This window comes from Cognatishimia activa, assembly GCF_017798205.1.
Taxonomy (GTDB): Bacteria; Pseudomonadota; Alphaproteobacteria; order Rhodobacterales; family Rhodobacteraceae; genus Cognatishimia; species Cognatishimia activa_A.
In genome coordinates, this window is record NZ_CP060010.1 from 420158 (window position 1) to 440384 (window position 20227).

At 52.4% G+C, this 20227-nt stretch carries 15 protein-coding genes; 8 read left to right on the forward strand and 7 right to left on the reverse strand.

Annotated elements, in window-relative coordinates:
• A complete protein-coding gene (locus tag HZ995_RS01985; protein ID WP_209357019.1) occupies window positions 1-1206 on the forward strand; it encodes an AGE family epimerase/isomerase in 1206 nt (401 codons plus the stop codon).
• Window positions 1207-1362: 156 nt separating this feature from the next.
• Here the strand turns inward: HZ995_RS01985 and HZ995_RS01990 are convergent, their stop codons facing one another.
• On the reverse strand, window positions 1363-1965 hold the full coding sequence (locus HZ995_RS01990) for a hypothetical protein (protein ID WP_209357020.1): 603 nt from the start codon (window positions 1963-1965) through the stop codon (window positions 1363-1365).
• 92 nt (window positions 1966-2057) lie between these two features.
• Here HZ995_RS01990 and HZ995_RS01995 point away from each other — a divergent pair, with 92 nt between their 5' ends.
• The 5 genes from HZ995_RS01995 to HZ995_RS02015 all read left to right on the forward strand — a co-directional run bounded on the left by HZ995_RS01995 (window position 2058) and on the right by HZ995_RS02015 (window position 8303).
• Window positions 2058-2516 (forward strand): GAF domain-containing protein, encoded by a 459-nt coding sequence (locus HZ995_RS01995; protein WP_209357021.1) that lies wholly within the window; start codon window positions 2058-2060, stop codon window positions 2514-2516.
• 450 nt (window positions 2517-2966) lie between these two features.
• Window positions 2967-3812, forward strand: a complete 846-nt coding sequence (locus tag HZ995_RS02000) for a universal stress protein (protein ID WP_209357022.1) — start codon at window positions 2967-2969, stop codon at window positions 3810-3812.
• Between the two features lie 68 nt (window positions 3813-3880).
• Entirely contained in the window at window positions 3881-5044 is a 1164-nt protein-coding gene (locus HZ995_RS02005; RefSeq protein WP_209357023.1) for an APC family permease, read from the forward strand.
• A 345-nt stretch (window positions 5045-5389) separates the two neighbouring features.
• Entirely contained in the window at window positions 5390-7006 is a 1617-nt protein-coding gene (locus HZ995_RS02010; RefSeq protein ID WP_245168787.1) for a type I secretion system permease/ATPase, read from the forward strand.
• A 4-nt stretch (window positions 7007-7010) separates the two neighbouring features.
• Window positions 7011-8303: an HlyD family type I secretion periplasmic adaptor subunit gene (locus HZ995_RS02015; RefSeq protein ID WP_209357024.1), complete on the forward strand. Its 1293-nt coding sequence runs from the start codon at window positions 7011-7013 to the stop codon at window positions 8301-8303.
• Between the two features lie 108 nt (window positions 8304-8411).
• Here HZ995_RS02015 and HZ995_RS02020 read toward each other — a convergent pair whose 3' ends face one another.
• From HZ995_RS02020 to HZ995_RS02045, 6 genes are all read right to left on the reverse strand, one after another.
• Window positions 8412-11177 (reverse strand): DUF4114 domain-containing protein, encoded by a 2766-nt coding sequence (locus tag HZ995_RS02020; RefSeq protein ID WP_209357025.1) that lies wholly within the window; start codon window positions 11175-11177, stop codon window positions 8412-8414.
• Window positions 11178-12230: 1053 nt separating this feature from the next.
• Window positions 12231-13913 (reverse strand): D-lactate dehydrogenase, encoded by a 1683-nt coding sequence (gene dld, locus HZ995_RS02025; protein ID WP_209357026.1) that lies wholly within the window; start codon window positions 13911-13913, stop codon window positions 12231-12233.
• A gap of 11 nt (window positions 13914-13924) precedes the next feature.
• Window positions 13925-15094 (reverse strand): alpha-hydroxy acid oxidase, encoded by a 1170-nt coding sequence (locus HZ995_RS02030; RefSeq protein ID WP_209357027.1) that lies wholly within the window; start codon window positions 15092-15094, stop codon window positions 13925-13927.
• Between the two features lie 3 nt (window positions 15095-15097).
• Entirely contained in the window at window positions 15098-16516 is a 1419-nt protein-coding gene (locus tag HZ995_RS02035) for a TRAP transporter large permease (RefSeq protein ID WP_245168720.1), read from the reverse strand.
• A 34-nt stretch (window positions 16517-16550) separates the two neighbouring features.
• On the reverse strand, window positions 16551-17330 hold the full coding sequence (locus HZ995_RS02040) for a TRAP transporter small permease subunit (protein WP_245168721.1): 780 nt from the start codon (window positions 17328-17330) through the stop codon (window positions 16551-16553).
• A 77-nt stretch (window positions 17331-17407) separates the two neighbouring features.
• On the reverse strand, window positions 17408-18445 hold the full coding sequence (locus tag HZ995_RS02045; protein WP_209357029.1) for a TRAP transporter substrate-binding protein: 1038 nt from the start codon (window positions 18443-18445) through the stop codon (window positions 17408-17410).
• A 300-nt stretch (window positions 18446-18745) separates the two neighbouring features.
• Here HZ995_RS02045 and HZ995_RS02050 point away from each other — a divergent pair, with 300 nt between their 5' ends.
• Window positions 18746-19531 carry a FadR/GntR family transcriptional regulator gene (locus tag HZ995_RS02050; RefSeq protein ID WP_209357030.1) on the forward strand — a complete coding sequence of 262 codons (786 nt, stop codon included), beginning with the start codon at window positions 18746-18748 and terminating at the stop codon, window positions 19529-19531.
• Window positions 19532-19953: 422 nt separating this feature from the next.
• Entirely contained in the window at window positions 19954-20157 is a 204-nt protein-coding gene (locus HZ995_RS02055; RefSeq protein ID WP_209357031.1) for a hypothetical protein, read from the forward strand.
• Window positions 20158-20227 lie beyond the last annotated feature (70 nt).

Here is a 20227-nt window from a genome sequence, read left to right on the forward strand (position 1 = left end):
ATGCCAAGCAACGCACCCCTTTTGTTTGAGCCGGAACATCAATCCTGGCTGCGGACGCAAGCTCTTGAGCAATATGCTTTCTTCAAAAAGAGCCTCATGCCGGACGGGCGATTTGCAGTTCTGGACTATGACGGAACCCCTCTTACCTCAGACCTGCAAGAGCTACATACGACGACCCGGATGGTGCATTCTTACGCGCTCGGGCGTCCTCTTGGGGCAGACGGGGCTGCCGAGGTTATTGATCGCGGCATGTCGTATCTTTGGACCCATCATCGCGACACAAACCATGGGGGCTATCTTTGGGGCATCACGTCAGACGGCATCGGTGACGACCGAAAGCTGGCCTATGGGCATGCGTTCGTGCTTCTTGCGGCCTCTAGCGCCAAGATTGCAGGCCATCCGGATGCTGATCGCCTGCTTGACGACGTCTCGCAGGTTCTGGTGGAGCGCTATTGGGAAGAGGATCACGGCCTCTTCGCGGATGAATTCAACCGCGACTGGAGTCCGATGTCGACCTACCGCGGCATGAACGCCAACATGCATTCCGTCGAGGCGCTTTTGACCGCCTATGAAGCGACCGGAGAGCGCGATTTCTTGGATCGCGCAGGCAGAATTCTGGATTTCTTCGTCTATCAGACCGCACCGCAACATGGCTGGCGACTGCCTGAACACTACACGGAGACATGGCAGGTCGACCCTGACTACGACGGCAACCCCATGTTCCGGCCTGGCGGCACCACTCCGGGGCACAGTTTTGAGCTATCACGCCTCATGCTGCAGTATTGGGATCTGTTGGGCCGTCCTGACGGAGATCATGTTGCAGTAGCGCGCCGCTTGCTAGACCAAGCGCTCAATGACGCGTGGCATGCCGAGCTGGGCGGCTTTGTTTATACGTTGAATTTCGACGGCTCTTGGCGACGTGCGGATCGATATTGGTGGCCTGTCACCGAGGCAATCGGAACGCTCGCGGGCTTCCAAAAACTGGCCCCATCGACCGAGGATGACGCATGGTATCGCAAGCTATGGGATCACGCCAAGGCGCATCTGATCGACCCTGAGAACGGTGGCTGGTTCCCAGAACTAGACGAAACCAACCAGCCGACAGGTCATCAATTTGAAGGCAAGCCGGATATCTACCATTCTGTTCAGGCTGCCGTTCTCCCGCTGAGCACGCGGTTATCTCGCATCGCTGAGGATCTGTCTTAGCGCTGCACTCTAAACACTTACGATTGGCCCCACCTGGCAGTCCCAGTTTAGTTGCCAGAGCATCGTAGTTGGCAGCGTTACCAGGACCATGGCATCCTGATATGGGACATTACCGCCAAATCTGCGGATCAAACTATCCACCCATTGTCGGTGAGGTCATCTGATCTGCACCAGACTACAGGAGTCTTGCATAATGGACTGGACTTCACTGTACCTAGGGCCATAGAGCGCGCGGTTTAAGTTGATACAATCCCCGACAGAGTAGCGACTATCAACAATAAGCCAATGATCGCAAAATTTTCTAAGTGTAGAAAGAACCTTAATCGAGCTCTGAACAAGTCTAGAATTTGAGTAAAGCATCGATTCATGAACGCAGACTATTTCCTCGTTTCTGAAGATATGCGCGGCCAGTAGATTTCGCTGAGCGTCAGTCACGTTTTGCTTTCGGTATTGCCACATGACACGTGCGAAAACTTCCCGATGTTGTTCATCACTTTCAACGACGACATCGCCCAGTTGTGTCTGCATCGTAAAGGGGATGTGAAAATACTCGGAATAACCGTCGTAATTGCCATCCAGAACTGATTGCTTTGTTCCCTGAACCATTGTGTCGCAAAGCGCCCACGCCTCAGCATCAACGTGGTTTGGGTTTGCTGCTTTGTTCATGGCGCTCCAGCTCGATGTACGATCGGCGAATTGAATACTGGCAAGGTTGGTTTTAAAAAAGGCTTGCGCTTCGTGGCCAACTCGTTGCTTCATGAGACATATAATGCCAAGTAGGTACAAGGTGTTTTCGAGCGCTTTTTGAATTCAGCTAACCCAATTGTGTCGAGCGATAAGGGAACGAATAAATGAGTGGCGAAGTTTCTATTCTCAAAATGATCAGGTCGACCCTAAATGCCGATTTTGCGGCGGTGAGTAGAACGGATCTGAAGGATGGATATGTCTCTCACATCGTAGATACAGACGCGTCACCAACGGCAGAAAAATTTGAAACGCCATTTCTTTCTACGTCGTGCTGCGCAACCGTCATAAGCCGCCAGGAACCCCTCATCATTGAAGGTCTGACGGTCGACGATAGCTTGCCACAATGCCCCATGATGAAGGCCGAGGGCCTAAAAGCCTATATTGGCGCTCCATTATACGCGAACGGCAGAGTTGTCGGGGCCGTGGAAGCAATGTGCCGTGAGCCAAAAATGTGGAGCACCCTCGACCTTGAGCACATAACGAAGTTCGCAAGGTTGGTTGAAACCCTCATGCCGGTAGAAGAAATAGAAGTACACGTGCCGAGACTTAGGCTCGTAAACTGACACGTCTTTGATATCTGCCCCTATTCGCTGAACGACCCAGTTCTTCCCGACGTCGAAAGAGCGCGCGGGGAAGCGTTTGTCGGCACCCAACCGTTACATTTGGGTATTGCTGCAAATTCTCATACCAACCAAGGCACCCCAAGAGTCCTCTCGCCTCGTCTAGGGCGCGCATTTTTATAAAGAGGATCGGGGAAGACTTCGCCCTGCTCGTTGAAAACAAAACACGGGCGGCCTGTCGACGGCTCGTAGTGTCTTCCATGAAGCTTGGAAGCCGCTCGAGCGAGGCTTAGGTACTGGACAACGATACAATTGTAGGTGCGTCGCCTTCGAAGTCGCCCTTGAACTTCACGCTACCGTCCAGCTTTGAACTCTTTTTTGAAAGCTTGATCTATCTCAACAAAACAATCTGGGAAATCTGTTCTCAATGGGGATCATGCAAGGAGGGTTTCCATGAAAAATGCAACTATTATTCTTGTAACGAACGTTGAGACACCCGTAGACGAGATTTCGAGTTTTTGTACGCAAGCCCGAGACGTCGACGCGTATTTGGTTGTCTTAGTTCAAACCATTTCCCCCACACTCCCGATCAATGTCCATGGAGGCCTTCCGTTTGGAGGCCCCACCGAAGCGGAGATTTGGACCAAAGAAATAGCTGCGACAAAGTCTTCTTTAGACAGCGCCACTCATGCCGCCCAAACACTCTTGGTGGACACTGGGTGCAAAGGCGAAGTCCGGCCAATAGTGTGCGCCGAGGCAGAGATCTCGGAAGCCGTGGCACAATCGGCGAAGTTTGCCGACTATGTATTCATCGCGTCCAACATCCGAGACGACAAAGACCTGTACAAGAGTTTGGCACATGGGGTGCTGTTTGAGTCTCCGGTAGCGCTGTTTTTGAATGCGCAGATTGCGGAGCGCTATGATCACATTCTGGTCGCTTGGAACGATAGCCTTTGCGCCGCTAGAGCAGTTCACAGTGCACTCCCCCTGTTGCGAAATTCAAAAAAAGTCACTGTCGTCTGTGTCGATCCATTGCCCATAAGTCACGGCCAGCCGTTTGAACCGGGCGCTGCTTTGTCTACTTGGCTTAGTCATCACACCTGCAATGTTGAAGTTGCACAGATTCCGAGCGGCGGCAAAGACATCTCCGCATGCATTCTGGATATGGCCAGAGACGTGGGTGCGGACTTAGTCGTTGCGGGCGCCTACAGTCACTCGCGCATGAGACAGGCGATTTTTGGCGGCACCACCAGAACGCTGTTGGAGCAAGACAGTCAGCCTGTCTACCTGGCGCATTGATCTCAGGAGAACTCAGCGTGCACGCTCCTGATCAACCTCGCCTGCGTCGTGTTCTCTCGACCCCCCTAGTGACTCTCTATGGACTTGGCGTCACCGTCGGAGCGGGAATATACGTGCTTGCGGGGGCAACAGCCACCGAAGCTGGCGCTCACGCACCGATATCATTCATCGTGGCTGCTTTTGTGGTTGCGTTCACAGCGCTTTCCTATGCCGAGTTGTGCATTCGTTACCCCGTAAGTGGCGGGGAAGCGGCGTATGTCGAAGCTGGGTTCAGCCGTGCTTGGTTGACAACAGGGGTTGGCTTGAGCGTTGCTCTATCGGGGATCGTTTCAGCCGCGGCAGTTTCTTTGGGCGCCGCCGCCTATCTTGGACAGTTCGTCGCCCTTCCGCAGCCTGTGTTGGTTACATTTATTGTCGCCGCAATGGGCTTGATTGCTTTCTGGGGCATTTCGCAATCTGTAGCGACGGCTGCGGTGATTACCGTCATCGAAATCCTTGGTCTTGTGTTCGTAATTGGTTGGGGGATGTTGCTTACCGACAAGCAGGGGGTTGAGTTCGGAGAGATATTTTCACCAACCGGTATCGAACCATGGCTTGGAATTGGATCGGCCTCTGTTTTGGCCTTCTTCGCCTTTGTCGGGTTCGAAGACATAGCAAACGTTGCTGAAGAGGTTAAAGAGCCGAGACAGACGATGCCACGAGCGATTTTGTTAACTCTTGTAATCGCAACCGTTCTTTACCTAGGCACAATGGTCACTGTTCTTATGGCCGTTCCAATTTCTCGCCTTTCCGAGTCTTCAGCCCCTTTGATGCTCGTTTTCGACGGTTCCGACGATCGATACAAGATTGCCTTTGGCGCACTGGCCGTTGTGGCGACTGTCAACGGCGTGTTGATACAAATCATCATGGCGTCTCGCATCATTTATGGATTGGCTGATCGAAGCTTTCTTCCCGAAATTTTTGCACGAGTTTCTGCGAAAACCAGAACGCCGAGTATTGCAACGTTTTGTGTGGTTTTCCTTATTTTGTTCCTGGGACAGGCTTTGCCAATCGCAGCATTGGCAGAACGTACCTCGCAGATTGTCTTGTTCGTCTTCATAGCGGTGAACCTCTCGTTGCTGCGGATCAAAAGGCAGCCAATGGCCCGGAACTACGGATTTAGTGTACCGAAAGTCGTGCCGCTGGTCGGAGTTGCAACGAGTGTGGGTATGTTGGTCATATCGATCGTTTGACGCGCTACGACTTTGAAAGGAACGTCTGAAAAAGCTGCTCTGAAATACTCAACACTATCGAAAACGGTGAAGGCTGCCGCGGTCCTCTTTTCGTTAAGGCGCGTCCGCTTTCCTTTCAATGTGGAGTGACGCAAAGACATACAAATGTCCCAATAGACTACCCAAATTTGGTAGCTCGACCTTCGAAATAGGCATCATCGGCTTCAGTCGACTTTGTTAGCGTCGTCTCGAAAACGATCCCTTGAGATGTCTATTTTAAAAGCCATGACAGCAAAAACTCCAACCAGCACTTTGCTTCCTTCGATTTCGGTCACCGTGATTTTCGGCGCTTTCGTCAATATTCTGATGTTGGCCGGACCGTTGTTCATGATCCAGGTATATGATCGCGTTCTGGCATCTCGGTCCAAAGAGACACTTGTCGCACTGCTTGTTCTGGTTGGCCTCCTCTACCTCTTTATGGCGCTTTTGGATGCATCGCGTGCGCGGGTTCTGGCGCGGTGCGGCGCGATTTTTCAGAGCAGGTGCGACGATATAATCCTGCGGTCTGAGCTGACATCCACAGAGGCCCAAGCGGGTCTACCTGACAGGGCGTCCCAATTGCAAGACTTGGAAACCATTCGAGGTTTCTTTGGGTCGCAGGTCCTTTTGGCTCTCTTTGATGTGCCCTGGACCGTTATGTTTGTCGCGGCAATTTTTGTATTTCACGCGTGGCTTGGATGGTTGGCGTTTGCCGGAGCCGCGGCTTTGATTGGCCTTGCCTTGCTCAACAACCTTGTGACCAAACGCATGACATTGCGGTCATCTGGCTTCTCGCACGAAGCCAGCCGCATGCATGGCGACTATGTGCGTGCTCAGGACTTCATCCTTGCGCAAGGGATGACGTCAAACCTTGTGGGACGCTGGAAAACAGTGCGCGATCGCTCTTTGGATGCAGCTGTCAAAGCCAGTGATCTGGGCGGCTCGTTTGCATCCGCGAGCAAATCCCTCAGACTTTTTCTTCAAAGCGCGATGCTGGCGTTGGGAGCCTGGTTGGTACTTGAAGGTGAAATGACAGCTGGAGCGATTATCGCCGGGTCCATTCTTCTTGGCCGCGCGCTGGCACCAATCGAGCAAGTTATCGGCAATTGGCCTTTGATCCAAAAGTCTTTCAGTGGCTGGAAAGCTATTCGGCAAACACTGCAAGATGACGCGCAAGCCGCCCGAAAGGTTTCCCTGCCCAGGCCTGATGCGCTGCTTACGTTGTCTAACCTCAGTTTCTTTGTGCCTGACACCAAAGAAGCCGTTCTCTCCAACTTGAATTTGGAAGTTGCCCCCGGAGAAGCAATCGGTGTCATCGGCCCAAGCGGCGCGGGCAAGTCTTCGCTTGCGCGCGTCATTGTCGGAATAACACCTCCCACACTTGGGCGCGTCAGTCTTGGTGGCGCGATGTTGGGCCAATATCCGGAAGGCGACTTAGGTAAATTTGTCGGCTACTTACCTCAAATTATTACCTTTTTTGACGGCACGATTGCTGAAAACATTGCGCACATGGAGTCAGATCCAGACGATACGAAAGTGATCAAGGCTGCAAAATCCGCAAAAGTCCACGATACAATCGTTAGCCTGCCAGAGGGCTACAATACGAGAATATCAGACTGCAGCCATAGGCTATCAGGGGGCGAGCGGCAGCGACTTGCCTTGGCACGTGCACTTTATCATGACCCCGTATTGTTGGTTTTGGACGAACCCAATTCTGCACTGGATGCGGTGGGATCACATGCTTTGAACGAGGCCATCCGCGATTTTAAATCGTCACAGCGCTCCGTCGTTTTGATGACACATCGCCCTATGGCAATCGCGGAATGTGACCGGCTTGTGATGATCGAAAACGGTTCCGTCCGTCTGGAAGGACCAAGAGACAGCGTACTGAAGTCGCTGATGGGCGACACGAAAAAAGCAACAAAAATTGTCGCAGGAGAATAGGAACATGGCAGAGAACAACAAAGATTGGGGCCTGCGCAAACCCATTGCCATTGGCTTTCTGAGTATTGGTATACTGCTTGGGACAACAACAGCTTGGGCAGTGAATGCGCGCATTTCCGGAGCTGTTATCGCGAGTGGTGCGATCCACTTGGAAAACAATCAGCAAGTGGTTCAACACGCGTTTGGCGGAGTAGTTGGCCAAATTCTTGCGAGAAATGGTGACACAGTTCGAGCCGGTGACGTCCTGGTGCGGCTCGATGAAACCTATATTGCTTCAGACCTGGAATCGATCATCTCACAACTCGCTGAAATCGAGGTCAGAAAGGCACGTTTGGCCGCCGAGCGGGATGGTCAATCCGAGCTGAGAATAAATTTGCAGCACCCAATGCCCAAGCTCAGCAAGCAGCTTGTTGAAGGCGAAAAAATCCTGTTTCAGACTCGGCTGGAGAACTATCGGGGGGAACTTCGGCAGCTAGACGAACAGATCAATCAAGCCCATGTGCAAATCTCGGGTTTGAACGCGCAGCTCGAAGCGCTCCAATCGCAATTGCAATTGGTATCCAATGACCTGGTCGCGGCGGAAGAGCTTAAAATCAAGGGCCTGATTGCATCGTCGCGTGTGTCGGCGCTCAAGAAGGAATATGCTCAGCTAAAAGGACAAATCGGCAGTTTGAGCGCATCTAGAGCACAGCTGAACGGTCAGATTTCTGCATTTGAAATTGAAGCGATGCGCCTGACAACACAACGACGCGAAGAGGCCATCGTCACACTGAGAGAACTCGAATTCATGGAGATTGATTTGCGCGCGCGCAAACATTCGACCAAGAAGAAACTTGAAAGCCTTGAGATCAAAAGCCCTGTAGAGGGTGTGGTTCACAGCAGCCAAGTCTTCGCGGAACAGGCTGTTATTTCTCCCGCACAGGCTCTGATGCAGATCGTTCCTCAGGACCAACAGCTTGTCGTCAAATCGCGCATTCAAACAATGCATATCGATGATGTGTACTTGGGTCAGAACGCGTCGCTTCGGTTCGTAAGTTTCGACCACCGGACTACGCCCGAGCTGTTCGGATATGTCTCGAGGATTTCGCCAGATGTCTTTTATGATGAGACGACGGGATTGTCCTACTATCAGGCAGAAATCACACCACACGCGCAGGAAATCGACAAGCTGGGATCGCAAAAGCTCATGCCTGGCATGCCTGTTGAGACCTTTATCAAAACAACCGAGCGATCCCCTCTAAGCTATTTGACCAAACCATTCATGGACTATTTCTTCCGAGCTTTCCGGGAAGTCTAAGCGAACCTTTGGCGCGGAGCGCAAACCAGCAACACTCGAAACACCATGCAAAAAGGAAAGGCACCCAAATTCTTGGGTGCCTTTTGATTTTTGAGTTTTAACCTGCGTTCAGCAGATCAAAACCTGCTCCAGATGATAGCTTGCAGTTTCCAAAGATCCCACGTTCTGCAACACCAATGTGCCGTCACCAAGATCCAGTTCCACATCCGCTTCGTTTTGCGATGCATTTGCTGTAATCCAGTCGGCCTTGGTCTCACCCTCAGACAGCAAGTTCAGCAGCTGGAGATCGATCGTGTCTTGCTCAGCACCCGCGAGGGTCAGATCACCGATTGTATCCACCGAGCCGTCAATGTCAGAGAAATCAAAGACAAAAGTGTCCGATCCTTCTCCGCCAAACAGCCAGTCTTCACCGCCGCCGCCTTGCAGAACGTCTTCGCCCAGATTGCCATAGAGGCGATCATCTCCGCTGCCGCCTTGGATCACATCCGCACCGGCACCGCCCCAGAGCTTGTCAGCTCCGGCACCACCGTCCAGCGTGTCATCGCCATGCTGGCCCCAAAGCAGGTCTCGACCGGCTTCGCCCGACATCTGATCGTTGCCCAAACCACCGTTGAGGTGATCGCGCCCACCGCCACCCAGCATCTGGTCGTCTCCGCCATGCCCCAAGAGCACGTCGTGACCAGAATTGCCGTAAAGCGTATTGGCGCTGTCGTCGCCATAGATCAAATCATCGCCTGACAATGCATCTAGGTTGGGCGCGTCGCCATCGTTGTAGATACGATCGTTTTCGCCCGGCCATGGCTGGTTATCAAAGACATCATCGTTTTCGGTGAAGATCCATCCGACATCGCTTTGCGTGGTGTCATCAGGAGACTTGAGGTTCTGCTCAGCCACCACCGCGCCAGTCGAAGACAGTTCGACCTGGATGACCACATCGTCAAAATCCCAATCGCCATTGCCGCGAATGTCTTCAAAGCCAAGAATGACTTTGTTGCCATCGCGCATTTCGCCAAGGCTGTGATCCAACCCGTCGGAATTCATGGAAATTCCACGTTCGTCGTCATGAGACATATGGAACGTAGTGTTGCCATAGCGGGCGCGAAGCAGGACTTCTTCACCGCTTTCCTCATCAACCCGATAGAGGGACAGGTCTTGGTCGCGCAGGACGTTGCCAATCTCGCCATCTGCGTTTCGCAGAACGAAGGTGCCATCGTCAAACAGCGACTTATCGCTGTTGCGCGCATAGCCATCAGGCAGGATGAAAAAGCCGAGCTGGTCATTTAGGTCAACGTCGATGTCGACGCTGGATTCACCTGAGATCAACTCGCCTCCGCTGTCATATTTTGACGCGTTGGCAAACAGCAGGCTGACATCGCTGATCGTGCCGTCCTCTGCGATTTTGTACATGCCGATTGTATTTTTATAATCGGCTGTTTCGCTGAGGAACGTGACTTTGGCCTGAGCCGCTTCGCCATCGTCCGTGACAAACCCATGCTCGTGCTGATCTGCGCCTGACAGGATGTTGTCATCGTCAATCGTGGCACCACTGTCGCCGAGATTGATGTTGAACATGACATCATTGAAGTCTCGATCCCCGCCACCGCGAATGTCTTCGAAACCAACGGTGATGCTGCCATCATATTTGAGCTGACCACGCAGGTGGTCGAAGTTGTCGACATTCATGTCGATACCGTCTTCCGGCTTGTGATGCATGTGCCAGGTGGCGGCATTGAACCGCGCATTTACAAGAGTTTCCTGACCGGTGTCTTCATCCACAGCAAAGAGCCTGAGCCCTGTGCTCCAATAGACGTTGCCTTCGCCTCCACCCCAATCGCGGAACACGTAGCTGTCGGCGTCAAAAACGGATTTGTCCCAGTTCTGGCCCCACCCATCTGACAGGATAAAGAACCCGAGGTTGTCACCGGGACCGGCATCGATTTCGACCGTGGACTCGCCCGCAATCAGATTGCCTCCGCTGCCCTGATTGGACGCATTCGCGAAGACGATCTGGACGTCATAGATCATACCGATGTCATCGATCTTGTAGACGCCGAAGGTGTTTCTGTAGCCAGCACTTTCTCCCATGAAGGTCACGGTTGCGGGCGCGGTTTCCTGCGTGCCGCCCAGATCAGACTCGATATTATATTCCGGGGGTTGCGACACGGATCTGACCGCCAAAGGAACTTCCGGCAGGTCTTCAGCAATTTCCACTGACGCAATCCAGTTGTATTCGGTCTGGTCGGCGTCGCTTGCGATATCATCGTCTTCGATATAGGCGCCGCTGTCACCGAGGTTCACATTCAGCAAAATGCTCTCATGTGATCCCGCGCTGTTGCCGTAAGTGTCGGAAAAACCAATAGTGATGCTGTTGTCATACTCGCGCAGACCGCGAACGTGATCGACTCCATCAGAGTTCAAGCCAATGCCGGCGTCTACGTTGTGATGCATGTGCCATGTGGCATCGTTCCAACGCGCCTCGACAAGGGTCTCCTCATTGGTTGTCTCGTCGATTGCATAGAGGCGCAGGGCGGTATCTTCATAGATGTTGCCGAGGCTTCCTCCCCAATCGCGCAGTTCGTAGCGATCCGCCGAAAAGACAGAGGGATCCTCATTCAACGTGAAGGAGTCCGGCAACATAAAGAAGCCAATGTGATCGCCTGAACTCACATCGAGATCGACTGAAGACTCTCCTGCTACCAAAGCACCTTCGCCTGCTGCCGCATCGGCAAAGAGCAATGTCACATCATAGATCAGCCCGTTTTCGGCGATTTTATACATGCCGACCGTGCTTCGAAAGCCGGCTGAGCCACCTAGGTACGTCACACTGGGCGGTGGTACCGAGTTGGTCTCGGGTTCATTCGTCTGAGTTGGCATAACTGCCCCCTTTGATGGTTAACAAACAAAGGTGAAGCTACGATTGAACGCAACTCGGCGGTTAGGGCTTCGGGTTTGGAAGGTTGCTCTAACGGCTACGAGGCTACCCGATGGGATGGAAGCGATTGCATGACCTCACGTGGGCGATCGGCGGGACAATAATCGCGATGATTGGGAGTACGTAGCGGAAGGCTTGGGTCACTTCTTGTGAGGCCCTGTGGGCTATTCCGCTTCCCAGTATATCAGTGCACACCCGCCACACCCAAACAGGGGCATTTTCGGGGGCATTCTGGGCCCGATGGTAACCTAGGCACCTAGCAAATACTCAAGAAAGGAAGATGGCTGGGGTGGTAGGATACCTTGCTTCTCGATAGCGTTCTTCGGCTTTACCTGAGCACGTAGCAAACTGGGGCACTTTCGGGGGCATTTCTCGGGCCCGGTGACATGAGGTACCTCGACATCCCAGCCATCCTTCGGGTGCAGCGGGTGCTCTCTCTGGCTCTACGCGGATGAGCTGTCTCACGTGTGCTGCCAAAGGAGGCCTCGCTGGCGGGATCGATGCAGCTTCCCAATAAGTACCAGCAATGGGAGGCGGCGGAGCCTTTCGATCTATCGCACCATCGACAGTGGCTTGGCCCAAGTTGCCACAAATTGGCAGTCGATATAAACTTGCCGCTAAAGCGCCACGTGGAGGAACGATTGGTTTGCAATCCCGCACCACCCAAGGTCACACATGTGCCTGACTATTTTGCAATCGGAACCTGCCCTTTTTGCAGAACCCAATCCATTGTTTCACACCATGACTTGGAAAGCCTAGGCCGCCCCAAGGACGGGACCGCTGAATGGGTTTGTACACTGTGCAAGAACATTAAGAAGTGCTCACAATAAGTACCAGTAATGCGGATAGGGAAGAAAAGCTCCAGCTGCAACGCGATAGAGTAGGATGTATTCCTGAAAGATGTTCGTCGTGCTCGTCCACTGTCGCAAACATGCGTGGTTTTATCGGACGGGGTTGGAAGGAGTCTTGATGACCCGGACCCGGATATTCAATTTCTAACGAGCATAGTGTTTGGCTTTTGGCATCTTGCCAATTCCTGGATTGAATGAATTTGTTGGGTCGCAGCATTTGTAGTGGGAAGCAAGGTCTTCTTTGGCTTTGTACAAATGACCCACATTGTGCTCAGCGGGATATTCCGCTCCGCGGCTGTCAAAGATAGCTAGCATCGCAGCCTTTATTTCTTTCGGATCTTCACCCTTTTTGACTATGTAGTCTTGGTGCATCACGTGGCACATAAAATGACCATAGTAGAGCTTGGCGACCAATTTGTTTTCGATCTCCGGTGGCAAAACTTCCAACCAATCCCGATCGTTCCTGCGCAACGCAACATCCAGGGCGATAATGTCCTGAACTTCGGAACCGTGGATCGCCATATATCGTACTGCGGCGCCCGCGGCGGCGAAACGATGTAAGCCAGCGATTTTACTTTCGCGCGGAGTGCATTCGAAGACATCGGCGTCTTTGCTTGCGACGAATTTTGGAAGATACGCGCGAGCTTCGTCGATTCCGCCGCACTTCATTTTCAAGATCAGATGGTGTTCGAATTTGTCCCGAAATTCTATCATTCGCTTTGGGAGGACTCGCGGTACGATTGCGGCAAACGCTTGCATAAAGCGATCGGTGAAGTTCTTTAAAAGTGGGATATTTTTCAGCCGAGCATCTACCGCGCCTTTTAGTGCAAAGAATGACGGCAAACGGTCAGTTCCGAGTTTATCAATCATCCAAACGGTATCTTTGCCGTAACGCGTTGTAATATCAAACACCTCGCGCTGCATGTATTCAGCGCTTACTGGTAAGTCTTTGAACTCACTTAAAATATGACGGCGCAGCGAACCAAGATCATCAGCTGAATTGGTGCCGATATAAAAAACCTGTTCCGCTTCATTTTTGGCGAACGTGTCAAGCCGTACCGCAAATACAGCAAGTTTTCCGGCGCAGCCCGCACTCTCATAGAGCTTTGCTTTGTCCGCATTATATCGCGCTGGCGTATCTGCCTCTACGTCTCGGACAATCTGCGCATAGTCGCTGGCGGATGCTTTTTTGTTGCTGGTTCTAGGTGTGTGGTCGAAATTTCCGTTGTCGAGATTGGACAGAATTTCCTCAGGAGTGTCACCTAGCTCGATATCCAGATGATTTACCAAGGACAAGCGCCCATCTTTATCGATTTGCGCATAGAGTGAAAGCTCTGTGTATACTGGTCCGCGCTCTACTAAAGACCCACCGGAGTTGTTGCAGACCCCGCCAATGATAGAAGCTCCAATACATGATGATCCGATCACCGAATGGGGCTCTCGCCCTAGCGGTGCGAGAAGTTTCTCCAAAGCAAATAGTGTCGCCCCGGGAAAGCTGACGACCTGAGTGCCTTCGTTTAAAAGCTCGATCCGATCCATCCGTCGCGTGTTAATCAGAACAACATCCCGGTCATAAGAGCCTGACGGGGTCGACCCTTCTGTCAGGCCAGTGTTGGCGGCTTGCATAATAACGATCTTGTCCGCTTCTACGCATGCGACCAACACTTTCCATTGTTCAAGTAAACTGCCTGGGCATACGACACAAAGAGCTTCGCCTCCTCCAGATCGAAACCCTGTACGAAATCGCTCGGTTGCGCGCTGGCCCACAAGCACGTTTCGACGGCCCACCGCCGCTTTGAGTCTGGAAAGAAGTTCTGTGTCAGTCATAGTGGCGCTTCCTACGCAATCTTTGCTCGTTCTGGCTCAGCAAACCTGAGGTTGCCACGACTTAAGTCAGCAATGCTGCGCGCGCCCATCAGTTTCATATCGCGTTCGATCTCAGCCTTCATCTGCCCAAGTGCGCGCTCCACGCCTGCTTGTCCCGCTGCTGCGAGAGGGAAGAGATAGTAGCGTCCAAGTCCCACAGCTTTCGCGCCGACCGACAAGGCCTTTAAGACATGCGTTCCCCGCTGTACTCCGCTATCCATGATGACATCGAGCTTGTCGCCCACGGCATCCACAATTTCGGCCAGTTGATCGAAAGGTGTACGAGACCCGTCGAGCTGTCGTCCACCATGGTTGGACAAGATAATGCCGGTACAGCCGATCTCGACAGCGCGCTTTGCGTCTTCCACAGACATCACGCCCTTTAGACAAAACTGCCCGTTCCAATCTCGTACCATCTGGGCCACATCGTCCCAACTCATCGACGGGTCCAGCATCTCGGTGAAGTAGCGTCCAATTGAAAGCGCGCCCCCGGCCATGTCGACATGTTCGTCGAGTTGCGGCAGGCGGAACTTTTCGTGGGTCACATAGTTGATGCCCCACATTGGTTTGAGCCCGAATTGGACCATGCCACCAAGGGTCAGGCGAAATGGGATCGAAAATCCGGTGCGAAGGTCACGTTCGCGATTGCCGCCTGTGATACTATCTACTGTCAACATCATGACTTCGACACCCGCTTGTTTCGCGCGCTGCATCATGGCCCTGTTCAAGCCCCGGTCTTTATGAAAATAGAATTGATAGACCTGTGGATTGGAGTGGGTCTGGCGCAGTTCCTCAAGAGATACTGTACCCAAAGAAGACACTCCGAACATCGTGCCATACTTTTCAGCCGCTGCCGCCACAGCGCGCTCACCTTTGTGATGAAACAAACGCTGTAGCGCTGTCGGAGAACAATAGACCGGCATATCCAGCTTTTGCCCCATGACAGTAACAGACATGTCGACATCGTCTACGCCCCGGAGAACTGATGGAAGAAGATCGCATGCATTGAATGCAGCTGTGTTCTTGGCCATTGTCACTTCGTCGTCAGCACCGCCATCGATATAGTTGAAGATCGGCCCTGGAAGCCTCCGCCGCGCAAGGCGGCGAAAGTCCTTATAATTATGGCAATCTTTCAGTCGCATCGCCTAGTTCCCATATGCCAGCGCAGGAAGCCAGGTGGTAAGTTCTGGGAAAACGAAGACAATGCCGAGACCCAAAAGCTGTAGAAGTACAAAGGGGATAACACCTTTGTAGATGTGGCCCAGCGTGACCTCGGGCGGACAAACACCTTTGAGGTAGAAAAGCGCGAAACCAACCGGCGGCGTCAGGAAGGATGTCTGCAACGTCACCGCTACCAAGATAGCGAACCAAACCACCGATGGGTTGTCCACAACGCCGTAGCTTTCGACAGGAAGATTGAGATCCAGGATCACGGGAAGCATCAATGGCATGATGATCAGCGTAATCTCGATCCAATCAAGTAGGAAACCAAGCAGGAAGATGATGAATAGGATAAAGCCCACAACCATGTAAGGATTTTCGAAAGATCCAAGCACCAGGTTCTCGATGATCTCGTCCCCGCCAAACCGGCGCAAAACGAACGCAAAGAAGTTTGCGGCGATAAAAATACCCACAATGTAACCAGAGGTATTCAAAGTCTGACGCATTACGTCTTTGAAAACCTTGAAGTTCAAATTGCGAGAAATCAGAGCAAGCACGGTCGCCCCAGCTGCACCCAATCCAGAAGCCTCTGTCGGAGTGGCTAGACCGAAGAAAATCGAACCTAAAACCAGCAGGATCAAAAGCAATGGTGGAACCACGGAGAGGCCAACTTCCATCACGATTTTCATCGAAACAGGTTCCCGATTTTCGGGAAGTGGCATCGCTTTGGGGTTCACCAGCCCGTAGACAATCAAGAAGACGACATAGAGGCCGCCGAGGATCAGCCCTGGGAACAGCGCGCCCATAAACAGGTCACCCAAAGAGATAGCCAGCTGGTCGGACATAATAACAAGCATGATGGATGGCGGGATCAGAATGCCAAGTGTGCCCGACGCGGCAATCGTTCCTGTGGCAATCGGTTTTGCATAGTCCTGACCCATCATTGCAGGCAATCCCATGACACCTAGCAGAACCACCGAGGCACCGATGACACCAGTTGATGCAGCCAGGATAATACCGATGAGCATGACCGCCAGCGCCAACCCACCTTTGAGAGCACCGAACAGAACCTGCATGGACTTCATCATGCGTTGCGCAACGCCGGACTGATCCAGCATCAAGCCCATAAAAATGAACATCGGAAGTGCAACAAGAACCGGGTTTTTAATGATGCCACCAAAGAAGCGGCCAGCATTTGCACCCATTTTTTGATAGGTGATGCCAGTGCGATCAAACTCGATATACGTATTGATTGACTTTCGGAAAGGGTCGAGGAGGTACTCTCCGAGAACCGCGAACATGAGGGCTACGCCAACAAGCGCGAATGCGACTGGGACGCCCCGGAATAGCATCACGATGAAGACGATGAACATCGACAGAACCAACCATTGGTTCAGATCCATCAGCATACCCATGAGAGAAAGGATTTGCATTGTATCAGTCCTTCTGAGCAGAGCGGCTGCGCAAGAAGGCGACGAGCAGCAAAAGAAGAGTCACGGCAAGTGCAATCATGACCGTATAGTCAAACACAGGTTCTCGCGTAATGCGGCGCGGGTTCAGCTCGGAATTTGTCAGGCGATGGAACCACCAAAGCGAATAGTGAACCAAGCGTTGAACTACGAACCAAACAAATGGGAAAGCTCCAATTATCATTCCCAATAGGCTTGCTCTTCGAAGAACTTTCAGGTGGCGCACCATCGCTGACCAAGAGGCCACGATGGCCGCCATGAACAGAATGGGTAGCGAAGACTTAAGCAGGTAGAGCATATGCAGCCCGTTTGGACTGTCGGACCCTTCTCCAGCTTTTATCGACGCGAAGGCATAGTGCAGAAGTATGTCGGTCATGAGGGCCAGAAACGGCAACAACAACCAACCGTGTGCTAGGACCTCAATTCTCGATTTTTTACGAGGCGAATAGCTTTGATGCAAAATATCCACGCGTACGTGGCTTTCTGTCGTGATGGCGTAGCCAAAGCCGCACAGCATCGCAAAGCCGTACATCCACCACTGCGCGTCATCCAGCCAAGCCTGGTTATAACCGGCTTTACGAATGAACACTTGTGTTACGATACCAACCATCAAGAGAGGAAAGAGCCAGGCGACTACGTTGGAAAGGCCAACCATAAGTCTATCGCCCCAGAGGTGGTTTTCCCGGTTCTTTTCGCCCGGATCGGTGATCGACATCACCTCGTCAACATTTGGGATTTCAGCAGACATGGATTGCGTCCTCGTTTGGACATTGAATGGTGCTGGCGGCAAGGGAGGTACGCCGCCAGCCGTCTTAACTGCTTCGCTTAGTTGCGGGGCAGATAGATTGCGGACCAGGTTTCATAGCCTGCGCGGTATTCCTGCAGGTCAGCCCAAACTTCTTGGAAGAAAGGATCATCCGCAGCCAATTCGGCGACGACCTCGTCCCATGCACCCTCAAAGGCATTCAGAATTTCATCTGGCCAACGCTTGATGGTCACACCGTTGTTTTCCACATTATCGACCATCGCAGCGTAGTTGGTGGCCTCACCTTCGGCATAGGTCATAGTGATGGTGGCCAGGCATGCGGTGCGGATCTGGTTCTGTGCAGTTTCTTCCAGTTCATCCCAACGGTCGCGGTTGACCAGCAGTTCAAACAGGGTTGCCGGCTGGTGCCAGCCTGGGAAGTAGTTGTACTTCGCGATTTTGTGGAAACCCAGTCGAGCATCGATCCGAGGCATCGAGAATTCAGTCGCGTCGATCGCGCCGCGCTCCAGAGCGGGGAAAATATCTGAGGCACCCAGCAGCGACGTGGAAACGCCCAGTTTCTGCATTGCTTTTGCGCCCAGGCCGAAGAAACGCATGTTCAGACCTTCGAGGTCAGCAACAGTGTTAATCTCGTTTTTGAACCAACCAGAGGTTTCTGGTGCGATGATTCCGCAAGGCATTGCAACAACGTTGTAGCCATTGTCGTCATACATCTGCTGCCAGTACTTCGCACCGTCATCGTACAGGACCCAGCCGAGGAATTCGCCAGCTTCAGGACCGAATGGCACGGCCGCAAACAAGGAAGCGGCATTGATTTTGCCTTGCCAATAGCCAGACGTTGCATAAGCGGCGTCAACAGAACCGTTTGATACCGCGTCGAGTGCTTCGAGAGTCGGAACCAGCTTGCCGGGATCGTAATGCTCGAACTCAACGTCGTTAGAGATAGAGTTGATGTTTTTCGTGAAGTCTACGGCGGCCGTTCCGAGGATCGGCAGGTTTTGACCAAAAGCGGAAGTCATCTCGAGAACTTCCTGAGACTGCGCGTTTCCAGCCATCAATGCGATGCTGGCCGTTGCTGCGGCAACGATATTTTTCATGGTTACTCCTCCATTGCTTTTCTCGTCCGGCGAAAGCCTCTCGCTCGCCGCTCGATTAACTGGTAAATAAAGTTGACCAGATGAATAGGTCAACAACTTTATTTACCAATGGTCTAGTTAGCGCTGCTTTTCATCAAAAATGACTCAGGCAAGTTTTTCCTAGCAATTTCTGCGCTTATTATTGTTTTAGCTCGACTTTTTAACGCTTGGCCTCCAGTGAAATTTCAAACATCTCACCAAATTTACTTGCCAAACCTATTGCAGAGGTTATTTAATTTTACCACCAAGATAGGTGAGACGATGGAACAACAGAACACGAACCAATCTCTTTTCGATCGGGTCGGTCACGAATCATTGGCGGACGCGGTCGTTAGGCAGGTTGAAGACCTGATAGCGTCTGGAATTCTCAAACAAGGCAAGCGATTGCCATCGGAACGAGAGCTTTCTGAAGCTTTGGGAGTGTCTCGGCCAAAGCTCAGGGAAGCCCTGCAAATTCTTGAAGATCGTGGTCTTGTTGTAACTCGCCATGGCGAGGGTACTTTCGTCTCTGCCCTGACGGGCCAAGCCATGTTGCCGGCCTTGATTTCCCTGTATGGTCGACATGAACCTGCGTTCATGGACTACCTGGAGTATCGCCGTGAACAGGAGGGGTTCGCTGCACGCCTCGCGGCAGATCGCGCGACCAGTGCGGACAAAGAGCGCATAACGGACATACTAGAGAAAATGGTCACGGCTTTTGAGGCGGGAGACAATGAGGCCTCTCGTCAAGCAGACTTCGCGTTGCACGCGGCGATCGTCGACGCCAGCCAAAACGCGACGCTCATTCACATGATGGCTTCGATTTTTGAGCTGACTCAACAAAGTGTTTTCTACAATCGCGATTTTCTGCGCACGATAGACGGCACTGGGCAGATCCTGCTAGACCAACACCTTGAACTGGGTAACGCCGTTATAGAAGGTGAACCTGCACGCGCTAAAAGGGCAGCCGAGGAACATATCGATTTCGTAGAAAAGTCTTTCAGAGTAGGACTTGAGCGCCAACGCCGCGAGGTGATGTCCAACAAACGGAGGCTGTTGTCCTCTTGAGCATCACAAGCTGAGAGGTTGGTATATCTGTCCTTTTTCTAATAAGCGAAGCCGAGCAACTAAAGCTAATTTCTGGGTTGACGCACCGCAGTGCAGCGTCTGCATGTTTGAGTAAATTGCGCCCATGAGCCACAAAAACCGAGCAAAACCAAGCATCTGAATAAAGAGAACTCTTGGAGGAGATATTCAGATGTTCAGCTCTTTCACGCTGTGGTGCGTGTTGGGGGTCAGCTTACGGCTGGCCCTTTTTCTTTTGCTACGATGGAAGTGGGACGTAAGGCCACTCATCCCCAACGGTCTTTCCTACTGCATTGTGCTGCTGGCGATAATGCCTTCGTGGATGCAGCCAATACCGCTCCCGGTACCGATGTCTCTGGCACTCGGCTTCGTCCTCCCGGACCTACTTCTGGCGAGATCATGACATGGACCTCCATCCCGGAGACCGTGTGGTCATCAGGGCCTTCGACGACATCCCAGAACACCTCTTCCTCGTGGATGAGGTCTATGGCGGCTGCGTCGGTGGCTACTCTTTAACTGGCCCGCTCGAAGGTGAGTACGGCGAGCCAGACTTCGACATGATCTTGCGAAAGATCACTTCCCCCATTTTTAAACCGAAAGGAACCTGACAGATGTCAGCACAGATCCGCTATGCCTATCTGAAAGGTCAGACTTGGCTCTATCGCCGCAACTCCCCGA

Coding starts and splice junctions, on each gene's coding strand:
- HZ995_RS01985 (WP_209357019.1), top strand. CDS start 1: ATGCCAAGCAACGCACCCCTTTTGTTTGAGCCGGAACATCAATCCTGG.
- HZ995_RS01990 (WP_209357020.1), bottom strand. CDS start 1,965: ATGAAGCAACGAGTTGGCCACGAAGCGCAAGCCTTTTTTAAAACCAAC.
- HZ995_RS01995 (WP_209357021.1), top strand. CDS start 2,058: ATGAGTGGCGAAGTTTCTATTCTCAAAATGATCAGGTCGACCCTAAAT.
- HZ995_RS02000 (WP_209357022.1), top strand. CDS start 2,967: ATGAAAAATGCAACTATTATTCTTGTAACGAACGTTGAGACACCCGTA.
- HZ995_RS02010 (WP_245168787.1), top strand. CDS start 5,390: ATGTTGGCCGGACCGTTGTTCATGATCCAGGTATATGATCGCGTTCTG.
- HZ995_RS02015 (WP_209357024.1), top strand. CDS start 7,011: ATGGCAGAGAACAACAAAGATTGGGGCCTGCGCAAACCCATTGCCATT.
- HZ995_RS02020 (WP_209357025.1), bottom strand. CDS start 11,177: ATGCCAACTCAGACGAATGAACCCGAGACCAACTCGGTACCACCGCCC.
- dld (WP_209357026.1), bottom strand. CDS start 13,913: ATGACTGACACAGAACTTCTTTCCAGACTCAAAGCGGCGGTGGGCCGT.
- HZ995_RS02030 (WP_209357027.1), bottom strand. CDS start 15,094: ATGCGACTGAAAGATTGCCATAATTATAAGGACTTTCGCCGCCTTGCG.
- HZ995_RS02035 (WP_245168720.1), bottom strand. CDS start 16,516: ATGGATCTGAACCAATGGTTGGTTCTGTCGATGTTCATCGTCTTCATC.
- HZ995_RS02040 (WP_245168721.1), bottom strand. CDS start 17,330: ATGTCTGCTGAAATCCCAAATGTTGACGAGGTGATGTCGATCACCGAT.
- HZ995_RS02045 (WP_209357029.1), bottom strand. CDS start 18,445: ATGAAAAATATCGTTGCCGCAGCAACGGCCAGCATCGCATTGATGGCT.
- HZ995_RS02050 (WP_209357030.1), top strand. CDS start 18,746: ATGGAACAACAGAACACGAACCAATCTCTTTTCGATCGGGTCGGTCAC.
- HZ995_RS02055 (WP_209357031.1), top strand. CDS start 19,954: ATGGACCTCCATCCCGGAGACCGTGTGGTCATCAGGGCCTTCGACGAC.